General features: G+C 45.2%; 7 protein-coding genes. All 7 read right to left on the reverse strand.

From position 1 onward, the window contains the following. The coding region (locus Q0502_RS06350) for a beta-L-arabinofuranosidase domain-containing protein (RefSeq protein WP_298648591.1) at window positions 1–647 on the reverse strand (647 nt) is incomplete at its 3' end. A 3-nt stretch (window positions 648–650) separates the two neighbouring features. Further along, a complete protein-coding gene (locus Q0502_RS06355; protein WP_298648594.1) occupies window positions 651–1583 on the reverse strand; it encodes an alpha/beta hydrolase in 933 nt (310 codons plus the stop codon). A 272-nt stretch (window positions 1584–1855) separates the two neighbouring features. Continuing rightward, a complete protein-coding gene (locus Q0502_RS06360) occupies window positions 1856–2926 on the reverse strand; it encodes an Ig-like domain-containing protein (protein ID WP_298648597.1) in 1071 nt (356 codons plus the stop codon). 47 nt (window positions 2927–2973) lie between these two features. Continuing rightward, window positions 2974–3936: a DUF4361 domain-containing protein gene (locus Q0502_RS06365; RefSeq protein WP_298648600.1), complete on the reverse strand. Its 963-nt coding sequence runs from the start codon at window positions 3934–3936 to the stop codon at window positions 2974–2976. Window positions 3937–3953: 17 nt separating this feature from the next. After that, window positions 3954–6065, reverse strand: coding sequence for a RagB/SusD family nutrient uptake outer membrane protein (locus tag Q0502_RS06370; protein ID WP_298648603.1), 2112 nt, complete (start codon window positions 6063–6065; stop codon window positions 3954–3956). A gap of 14 nt (window positions 6066–6079) precedes the next feature. Next, window positions 6080–9172 (reverse strand): TonB-dependent receptor, encoded by a 3093-nt coding sequence (locus Q0502_RS06375; protein WP_298648606.1) that lies wholly within the window; start codon window positions 9170–9172, stop codon window positions 6080–6082. Between the two features lie 186 nt (window positions 9173–9358). Next, complete coding sequence (locus tag Q0502_RS06380; protein ID WP_298648607.1) at window positions 9359–10669, reverse strand: IPT/TIG domain-containing protein; 1311 nt, start codon at window positions 10667–10669, stop codon at window positions 9359–9361. Between the last annotated feature and the right edge of the window lie 632 nt (window positions 10670–11301).

Genomic DNA, 11301 nt, shown 5'->3' on the forward strand with positions numbered 1-11301 from the left:
ACGATCTCTTCCGCGAAATCCAGGTATTTTTTGTCTCCGGTGCGGACATATAATTGACATATCGGTTCCAACACGGAAGAGGCGGCCATACCGCGATGGTTACCCATCTTCACGATTTTCGCGTTTTTCTCTGCCAGTTCCTTCATCAGGAAGTCGGCTTGTTTTGCCGCCGCATCCAATGCTACGCGGTCTTTCGTAATATCATAATAGGCGATCAGCCCGAGCATACAGTATTTTCTTCCCCAGATATCCCACGCTTTCAACCGGCTTTCGGGAGCGTAGTTGCCGATATATCCATCCGGAGTCTGTGTTTTTATTAATGCATACACAGCTTCTTTCAACTTCTCGGCGAGAATCGGGGTAGGGCGGTATTGGTACGCCAGCACGGCCGAAGTGAACCACTTTCCCCAGAATTCCCCTTGCCAGCAATGGTGCTCGTCTCTGAGGGTAAAGGGCTCCACCAACCTTTCAATATCCTGGGCAAGGATCCGGTTTTCGTAAGAGGCGTTGAATTTTTCTCCCGCATACCGGTTTATCTTCGCTAAAGTTGCAGGGGTCAACCTGTCGTGTACTTTTTCTTCAACGGTTGTTTGAGCGCAAATGAATTGAGCAAATAGAAATAACAGGACAATTACTATATGTTTCATCTTCTATTTGTTTAAAGGATGAAGTTGTTCAGCTTTCATCCAGTAAATACATTGATTGAACCACTCTTCAAAGGATGGAGTACTTCCAAATCCATGATTCCCTTTGGAATAAATATGCAGTTCGGCCGGTACGCCGTGGTCGTGCAGTTTACTATAAAAGAGGGAACTGTTTTCCACGGGAACGAGTGTGTCGTCATCGGCATGGAGGAGAATGCTTTTAGGCGTATTATTATTCACTTGTAATTCGTTAGAGAAGAATTTTACGAGATCCTCATCCGGATGATCTCCCAGTAGGCGTTTCTTTGAGCCGATATGTCCCACTTGGTCATCGAAACTGATCACCGGATATACCAGTATCATGAAATCGGGCCTGAGACTCGTACCCCGGCTGTTTTCGATGAACACGGAATCGTAGTGGACACCGGCTGTTGAAGCCAGATGTCCTCCGGCGGAAAATCCCATAATGCCGATCTTATGGGGATCGATGCCCCATTGTTCCGCATTTTCCCTCGTTAACTGAATGGCACGTTGGGCATCTTTCAACGGCACGAACGATATGTCCTTTACTATTATTTCGGTATCCGGCAAACGGTATTTAAGAACAAACGCGGCAATCCCCTGGCGATTGAAAGCTTCTGCAACCCTGAATCCTTCCCGTTGGATATGGAGGTTAGAATATCCGCCGCCCGGACAGATAATTACGGCTGCTTTGCTTTTGTTTCCGTCAGTCGGTATAAACACGGTCAGGGACGGGTTAGTCACTTTGGCGACGATCAGGTTGCCTGCTGGGTCATGGATATGCTCTTCCTCGATGATCTCCTCTACCTTCGGGTAGAGTAAGATCTCTTCTGTTTGTTGCGAAACGGATTGCTGTCCGTTTGCCATAAGGCAAAACCCCAAAAATACGACGATAAGCAGATTCCGATAAATTGTCATAGTTACATATTGTTTATTGTGTTTTTGGGCATGAATCATTTTCTCTTCAGATACAACAAAAAACTCTGCCACTGATTTTTCCGGCCTTGCAATTCAATTTTACAAAAATAAATATTTTTTCTATTCCAAGACCCTGCCATAATGATATAAAACTAAGAATTTTGATATTATATATCAGCTATCTAAAAATAAAGCAGAGTGAACAATTAAAGGTCACTCTGCTTTATTTCGTTTAGCGATTTGTTACTATGAAGAGAAAAAAGGATTCTCTATTATTTTTTTGTAAACTTCAACGACCTGAAGTTGTGCCCTCCCTCAAAGTAATATTTGATTTTGTGCCTTCCTTCAGGTAGGTTGAGAGTTAACTTGTCTTCCGGTGTGGAAACCCACGTAAAGCTGCCCCATCCGCCGGTATCAGGTACACCGATGGTGCCGGTCACGTTTACTCCATCCACTTCAATGTGGAAGCTACCTGTTCCGGGTACCGCCACTTGTGCCTCAACTAAATAATCCCCTTCATCCAGGACCTCTACCGTATAGAGCAACCATTCTCCGGGACTCGTCCATCCGACATTGAGCCCAAAGCCTTCTATGTCAACCGCGGTGCTGTTGTTGTCTCCGTTGCTTACACGGTAATTACCGTTTTGTCCTGAAGAATCTGTGGCATCGCTGTCGTGGAAAGCGGACCCTTCGCCGCCAAGGTCAAAGTTGGCCGCCGGAAGTTCATAAGGCGTTGCCGCGGAAAGAATGTGGGGTCCATTGAACGGACGGGTATAGGCTATGTCCACTACAATTTTCTTCTCGATCTCGCCGATACGATAGACGATATTGGTCACACCTTCATCAATGGCCGTTATTTCACCTCCTTCGCTAACGGTGGCTACATCAGGGTTTTCCGAACTCCAGGAATATGCCGGAATGTCATTGGCATTTTCCGGAATAAAACTGATGAGTACGGTTTTTTTATTCCCCGGAAGCAGTTCAAGGAGGGGCTCACTTACGACCACATTTTCCAAAGGTATCCTGATTACGGCTGTAAGAGGCACTTTTGTAGATAGCTCGCCGCCGCGTACCACGATATTGGTAAACCCTTCGCCGACCACTTCCACTAAACCGTTGGAAGATACGGTAGCCACCGTGGGATCTTCGCTCGACCAAGAATATTGGTATGTTCCGTCCGTAGGACTTGCCGTTAGCTGAATGGTTTCTCCCATAAACAGCGACAACTCCGCATGGTTCACATAAATATTTTCTTCAATCACCTTTTGCTTGTAATCATCACATCCTGCCCCATAACTGATCAACAGGAAGCATAAGCTATATTTTAAGAATTTTGTTTTCATTATTCCAAATAAATTAATTGGTTACTGTCTCCGATATCTGCAAAAAGCTATTCATTCTCATCTTCATCTTCATTGAATTCGAGCCTTAATTCTTCTTTCATTTCATAAACCGTATTTCCGCTTTTGTAATCATACCTGAGCAGGAACGTTTTATAGGTCTTGAAACCGTCGTCTTCTATTTTGAAAATGTTGGGAAAGTCCGGGTCTCCGTCCACCTGAGTAACCTCCACATTGTTATACGGGGAAATGGTTACCTTGTGGTCTTCATCAATCTCCAACACGATGGCAAACCGGTTGAATACGTTCACATCGGATTCGTATGTTTCATTGCCCGCCATTATCCTGACTTTGTTTTCGGTGATCGGATGCATCACCTTTGTTCCGGGCATTTCCAGTTCGCTGGTCGATCCCTGCACCCGAAGTTTTGCTCTCATGGAATAGTTGGTGTTACCGTCTGCCTGCGCCCAATAATTTTTAGTCCTTATCCGGTATAAAACAAAACTTTTTTCAGGATTCACCTCATACGCTGAATGGGAATCTACCCGCAAAGAAATAAAATAAGCCGTATCGGGTGAAAGGCCGTCGGGCCTTATCCGGATGGGAAGCCTGCCGCTTATCTCTCCTGTCGGAATAGTGAACCGGTATGTGTCTATATCGTATTTACTCTCCGGAAGAGGTTTCCCGTATTTCGATATATCCGTGTCGTAGTTAGTTTTATTAAAATCATCCAATAATGATTGATCCTCTACCAGGTCTACTATAATATCTTTGGTGGTCGGATTGGTTCCGCCGAGAGAAGCCGCCACGTAGCCTACCGATTCTTCACCGAGTTTGTGAAATTTCCGTGACACGTTGTCGCTTTCACTGATCAGGGCAAATACATTCTTGTATTGTTCGCGTTCAAACACTTCATCCCTGTCACAAGTGGCGGTGATAAAAAGAAGGAACACCGGTAACACAATTTCCAATCCCTTTCTTCGGTTTTTATTAATCCTATATACTTGTTTCATAACTATAAATTTATTATTTAATCTTCCCAACCGGGATTCTGATCTAATGAAGGCAATAACCTTATTTCTTTAAGAGGTATCGGCAACCAGTTCAATCGTTTATTCACGATTCGTGAACCAATGCGGGCCGTGTTGGGGATTACCCGTGTATAAAAGACCTCTTTCGTTCCTTCCACGTTCATTCCTCTTATAGGCACGCTTTCCACTTCTTCATAAATACCCCATCTTCTTACATCATAGTAACGACGATTTTCAAAAAGGAACTCTATAAACCGCTCTTTCTCGATCGCCTGCTGTATTGCAGCAGCGTCCTCTGTTCCTGTTAACCCTGGCAGTCCGGCACGATAACGTACCTGATTGAAAGCATTTTTGATCTCATTCATGTCGCGGGTAAATACCTGCGATTGTCCGTCTATCTCGATGGTGTGGCTGCTAGTCAGGTTATTCAACGCTTCGGCGTAAGAAAGGAGTATCTCCGCGTAACGGATGATGGGGAAGCCTTTGTCCATCCTTCTTGCATTGGTCCCACCCCAGGCATCCGAGGGGTGGACGAACTTTTTGATCACATATCCGGTAATGGGGTAATCCTGGGGTGAGCTCACACCACCTTTCCCATTCGGAGAATTATAATAGTAGGAAATGGTCTGGTTATAATAGCCCGATGAGGTGGAAGACGACATGGGCCAGAAACATTCGCTAAAACCTACGGAAGAGTAGAAGCGCGCTTCTCGATTCACATACATATTGTGTACGCCGGCATTCAAGCGATATCCTGAAAATGTTTTCACGTCGGTGGAAAAGCCTGTCTCACTGTACGGATACGTTTCGCTGGAATTATTGATGGAACGACCGTCTACCATAGAATAGGCATCCACCACTTTCTGGGTAACACACATCCCGTTCCATCCGTCTAACCTTTGCGGAAAGACCATCTGGGTATTTGCCGTTATGGCGCCACTTTTTCGGCCCCAGACGTATTCGGGATTCACCGGTATCACTGCTTCGCCGTTGAACATTTCGGAATAGGATCTGTAAGGATCAATTCCGTTTGCCCCGGCCGGCCACTCTTTATAGTAATCGGGATCGGAGGTAACCCCTTCGGGCAGCGGAGGGGTTTCCGAGTCCGACTGAACGGTAAATAGTCTGTACATAGGAGCGCCTGATAATTGTAGATCCATCACGCGTTTTGCGGCCGCGGCGGCCAATGCCCAACGCTTCTCATCGTAGGTTTGCGATACATACTGGGCGCCGTCGGTTGAGCGTTTCCAGTTGCCGAAGAACGACCGTGCCACGTCTCCACCATTATACAACGGACTGGCATGGATCAAGCGCAGCCGGGCAATCAATCCGTAGGCCGCTCCTTTGGTAGGACGTCCGAACTCCATCAACGGTACTGTCATCGGTAGAAGTTCGGCAGCGGCTTCGAGTTCGTTGCAAATATATTCTACCGCCTCGTCGTATGTGCTTCGATCGCGGTCATATTCCGGAAGCGAGGCGTTGGATTCGATGATTTCATCTCCTAGAATGATGGGCGGTCCAAAATCCATAAGAAGGTTATAGTAAGCATATCCTCTCATAAAGCGGGTGTATCCTATAATATTGAACCGCTCCCGGGTAGTCATGTCGGCGGCCTCGTCAATACGCGCCAGAATGGTGTTGCATTTACGGATAATCTGATACATGCTACGCCATGTACTTCCAAATGAATGCATATTGCTTGCCGTTACCTCGCCTAACACAAAGCGCATGCCGTTATAGTTATGTAAGGTAAGGAAGCTGGTAAACGCTTCGTCGGTGGCCAGCGGCCCGGGGGTATGCTGGTTCTGTAATAAATTCCCCTCGTCGGGGAATAATCCGGCCGCGCCCCACATATAGGCTTCCACATAACGTGTTTGCGCGAAAACAGAATCCAACTTCAATTCATCACTGAAATAATTGTCTACACTGAGCAGATCCTTACAAGAGGAAAAGAATATTATGAGTAGAAGAAGTGCCGCTACGGGAAAAAGGATTACCCGCTTGATACGTTTTTTCAACAGGAAGTCGGAATAACCGTGATTGGTCTTCTGCAAGCTGCTTTCCTTGCGGGCGTTTGCCTGCCTGAATATCTCTGTATTAAATGAATTCATAGTCTGTTTTTTATTTACAAGTTGATATACATTTGTAAAGTATATGTGGTGGGAATCGGATAAACTTCGCCGTTCCGGTGAGCCTGTTCAGGATCGAACAACTTTACTTTATCCCATAAAAACAAGTTGTTACCTACCAACTGGAAGTCGATGGATTGAACTCTTAATTTTTGCAGGAACGAATTTTTCAGGTTGTAGTTGACCGTTACTTCCTGTAACCGTAGGTAACGTGCGTCCCCTTTCCAGAAATCCGACAATTGCGAGTTGTTTTCATTGTAGCCGTATGTCAATCTCGGATAACGGGCGTTAGGGTTTTCCGCTAACGACGGATCAATTCCGTTTGCCGCTGCATAATCCGCCGGGATCCACCGGTTGGAGGGATCTTTGGCGATCGTCAATACGTTCCCGTTGATCCCGTTATAGAAGGGCACATATCCGGTGCCGTTTCCGTTGTATCCTACGTGGAAAAAATCGGTCTTGCCGGTTCCTTTAAAAAGGATACCCACCGTCAGATTCTTATACCTGAATTCACCGCCGAATCCATACATCAATAAAGGATAAGTACTGTAAGAGAGAGGGACCCGGTCGTCGGAGTTTATTACCCCGTCACCGTTCACATCACGGTATTTGATATCGCCGGGCATTACCGTCCCAAATTGTGCCGGACTGTTCCTTACATCATCCCAATCTTTAAAAAGGCCGATTGACTGATATCCGCGTATGGTGCCTAACGGATAATCGGATGCTTCCTGATAAGGATATTTGGGATTCGCTTCTTCCCAGTTCTGAACATTGTTCTTGGAGTAGGTGAAGTTCCCTCTCAAGGTAAATGACATATCTTTGCTCAGATTATGAGTAAAGCTGGCATTACCATCCGCACCGTGACTTTTCATTTTCCCCACATTACCGAAAGGCATTGTAACCAAACCCGCATAATCCGGTATCTGTACGCGTTCCATAAAAATACCGTCACGTTGGTCGTTAAAGACATCAAAAACGAGTTGAACCTTGTCGTCAAATAAATTACCTTCGATACCGATATTGGCTTTCAGGGCTTTTTCCCATTGCAGGTTATCGGCGCCGATAGTCGATTCAGTGATGCTTTCAACGGAAGCCGAACCCCAAGGGCCGGTAGAGCCTCTGTTTACCATGGTGAGATAAGGGAATCTGCGTGAACTGATACGGTCGTTACCTACCGTTCCGTACGAACCTCTGAATTTCAGAAAGCTGATCCATGGTAAACGATCTTTCATAAACTCATAATTGGAAGGTACCCATCCCAAAGCGATAGAGGGAAAGAATCCATACTGCCTGCCGGGTTGGAAGTTTTCCGAACCGGTATACCCAAAGTTGAAGTCCACCATATAGGTGTCCCTGAATCCGTAGGTGAAACGACTGGATACTCCCTGATAGCGAAGGGGAATCGCGCTGAGATTATTAGTCCCTTCGTTTGCCCACTTCTGATCGCTGAGATAATAGTAAAGCAATCCTGAAGCACGATGATCTTCGCCGAATACCTTGTCGTAGTTAAGTGTACTCTCGAAGTGGTATTTTCGGAATTGATCCGTTCCTCGTGTATACCAGATTCCTCCTTCCTTCACCCTTTCAATAGTGATAAGTTTTCCTTGCTGGTCGCGCCCTACCGCATGATAGAGAGCGGGTTGTATGTATCTTCCTTCTGAAAAATTACTGTACAGGTCATATGCCCCCTGCACCTTTAATTTCAAGCCGTCCAGGATCATGGAGAGATTCTGGTCGAGCGCCAATGTGAATTTCCCCCGGTATTGCTGATCGCTGCGACGCCCCATGTGGTTGATCATTACCAGGGGCGATCTCAACGATTCGCTGCTTGCCGACGCGGGCAACTGGCCGTTAGAATATATTACGGGAAGCAGTAATGGATTGAGGTTCGACTGCGCGTACCAGATATAATCGGTACTGGCAACGCCCGGGTTGTTCTGGATAGAAAGGAAGCCGTCCGTACCGAAATAAAGGGTGGTGGCGGGGGATAATTCCAGGTCGATATTTGCTCTGTAGTTATAGGTATTGTATCCGGTATTCGCCGCATATACGCTGTTCTTATCGTAGTTGTAAGCGGCTGTTTCATTGCTTGCGCCCAAACTGAGGAAGTACCTTGCTACCTGCGCACCTCCGCGTGCACTTACGTAGTACGATTGTGTAAGAGAGTGGTTGCGGAGCACCTGGTCTTGCCAGCTCACGTCGGGATAGAGATCGGGATCGGAACCGTCGTTGATGATATCTAATTCCACATCGGAATAGATAGGCGAATCGCCTCGCACCACCCTGGCTTCATTGGCTAATCTGGCGTAATCGTACGCACGCAGGTATTCAGGAACTCTGTTCAACCGGGAAACGGAAAAATTGGCGCGTCCCGTAATGGTCAATTTATCGACTTGTCCTCTTTTGGTGGTCACCAGTACCACCCCGTTCGCCCCGCGTACGCCATACACCGCGGTGGCCGAGGCATCTTTCAACACGGAGAAACTTTCAATATCGGCAGGATCGATGGAGTTGATATTTCCTTCCAATCCGTCTATCAATACCAGGGCGCTTGCATTGGCCCCGAAAGTGCCGATACCTCGTACCCAAAATTCGGAAATATTTTTTCCCGGCTCTCCACTGGTTTGCATAGAGATCACACCGGCTACGCGTCCTCCCAGCAAATTGGCAATGGATGCCGCCGGTGTTTGCAATTCACCCACATCTACACTGCTCACAGCCGCCACTGTTGATATCTTTCGTTGACTACCTAATCCGGTGACTACCACTTCATCCAATTCCTGGGCAGATTCGGTAAAAATGATTTCCAGATCTTTTTTCTCTTCTGTAACCAAATACTCAATTCTCTCATACCCTATGAATGTAAAAACAATCATATCACCCCGAGAGGCCCGGATGCTGAATTTACCATCTATATTGGTGGTTGTTCCGACACTGATCTTATCTCTCAGGTACACCGTAACACCTGGCAAAGGTGTTTTTGTTTCGTCATAGACAGTTCCTTCCATGACGAAGGTACTTTGTTGTGCCGGAAGAAGAAGGCAAACCGATAAAAGTATCCATCCTATACATGCTATGCGTTTCATCTAGTTTAAATTATATTGTTATTATCTGTATTATTTATTCTTATCTTAAGGAAATGATTCTGAAGGACTATCCTCATTCTTCAACAGGGGAAAAAAGGATGAAGCTATAGATTATCATTGTCTTTTAATCCTGTTTTATGCGGAACAATAGCCTGATTATTCAGAAAAGATCTTTAAAACAAAATGTCAATTAATGGAAAGCTTTCTCACCCGGGCATTGCCGTTATCTGCCACATAGATTGAACCGTCTTTACTTATACCCAGACCCATGGGTAAATTGAACAAGGCTTCCTCTTTTCCTCCGTCTTTCCAGCCAGGAGTACCGGGCATTCCCAACACGGTTTCCACCATCTTATCCGGTGTAATTCTGCGGATACAATGATTGCTGCAATCTGCTACATAGATATTTCCATCGGCATCACTGTATATCTGACGGGGATTGCGGAATTGAGCCACTTCCAGCGCCCCATCGCGGTGTCCTCCACTGGTGGAGCCTGAGAGTTTTTGAAATGTGTTTTCAGGATCGGTAACATCAATGCTGCAGATGCTATTTGCATTGACACCAGCGTTATCGCGAAATGATATATATAGGATGTTGGGCTCAAGTGGGGTGAATGTCAATCCATAACTGTCTCCCTGTTGCGTTTTGAAAATGGTTTCTACTTCGTATGTTCGGGGATTAATCTTTACGATATGACCATGGTAATAACGTGTATAAATAAAACCATCACTGGGGTTCACGACCACGCAATGCTTATAACCTTCTCCAGGTCTGTCACCATCGGGAGGCCATTTCATTTCACGGAATCTGGGAGCCCATAATTCTTTGGGGTCAAGAGTCAGAAACGATCCAACCGTAGTTTCGGTCATGATTGAGATGACTCCCGTTTCTAAATCCACGGCTGGAATATTTGCCGTAACATCTCTGGCAATGGTAATCAGTTCATTGTTTTCTTCATCAATCCTGACAATATGCATCTGTCCATTCGTTCCACCAAATTCGTAAGGTCCTCTGGTGCAGATGAAAATATTGTCTTCATTATCCACGCAAATATATCGTGGCTGCAAGATGGATTGAGTAAGATCTCCATCCTGATAATCATCCTGGTTGCCGTTTCCCGCAATGGTGTTCACGGTAACCGACGAAAAATATCGAAATGTTTTATCATACGCTACGGAATCATTGCCAATTGCCACCGAAATGACACAGGTATCACCCGGCAACCTGGGAGCGAGCGCATACATACGGGTACCGGTGGAACCTATTACAGCCGCTTTTTTGTTATTGAACCAAACCCTTATTTGCTCCGGGTCGTTGCCGAAGTTGCTTCCTTCCAGCATCACTTGTTCCAAATACCTTCCCGAGTCGGGATAGAATGTACTTACTTCCACCGGCTTACCGGGATCATACTCAGTACCTTTTTTGATATCGTCATTTTCTCCACAGGATAACAGGAGAAAAACACATGCGGAAAAGGTTACTAACATTCCTTTCATTAAATTTGAAATTTGTTTTTTCATTTCATTTCTTGAATTTTTCAGATTAATAATTTAAAAACATTTAAGTTCTTAACAGATATTGTTGTATCTGTCCTTTATTGTCATGATCCGATCGTTTGACCGTTTTCTTTCCTCTTCCAAATTATGATATATCTTCTCGGAAATGTTATTTTCTCTTTGACTCCATCCGATTTATCATCCGCGGAATATTTTAATCCTTACGGATATATATGATTTTACCCCTTTTAAAAAAAAGATGTTGGATGGAGGTGTGTTTTATATTCCGGAACAGATGAAATAATCATTGTTAATCGGAGGAAATGGATTGTAAGCATCATATATGTTTTAAATAGGTTATGAATGTATTCCGTAATGGTAAATTCGGTTTTATTAGCAAAGTCTGAGAAGCCTGAATTTTCCTGCTTTGGTAAGATCGTGCAGATGTATAGGTATAAGAACAGCACAAGTTTACACTTTCTCTCTTCACGGTGTCCCGCGAAAGAAAGAAGATGTAATACGCTATTTATATATCGGGAATGAAAGTGTTTAAAAGACGTGAAGTCGAAAAAAGAGATTAACCGTGTGGCTTCAGTTAAAAATCTGGTAAAGAGCGTTTTACCCCCCCCCCC

Origin of the sequence: uncultured Proteiniphilum sp. (genome assembly GCF_937873925.1) — a bacterium.
Lineage (GTDB): Bacteria > Bacteroidota > Bacteroidia > Bacteroidales > Dysgonomonadaceae > Proteiniphilum.

Bases quoted from the DNA above. Each gene is read 5' to 3' on its own strand.
- Q0502_RS06355 (WP_298648594.1), bottom strand. From the start codon at position 1,583: ATGACAATTTATCGGAATCTGCTTATCGTCGTATTTTTGGGGTTTTGC.
- Q0502_RS06360 (WP_298648597.1), bottom strand. From the start codon at position 2,926: ATGAAAACAAAATTCTTAAAATATAGCTTATGCTTCCTGTTGATCAGT.
- Q0502_RS06365 (WP_298648600.1), bottom strand. From the start codon at position 3,936: ATGAAACAAGTATATAGGATTAATAAAAACCGAAGAAAGGGATTGGAA.
- Q0502_RS06370 (WP_298648603.1), bottom strand. From the start codon at position 6,065: ATGAATTCATTTAATACAGAGATATTCAGGCAGGCAAACGCCCGCAAG.
- Q0502_RS06375 (WP_298648606.1), bottom strand. From the start codon at position 9,172: ATGAAACGCATAGCATGTATAGGATGGATACTTTTATCGGTTTGCCTT.
- Q0502_RS06380 (WP_298648607.1), bottom strand. From the start codon at position 10,669: ATGAAAGGAATGTTAGTAACCTTTTCCGCATGTGTTTTTCTCCTGTTA.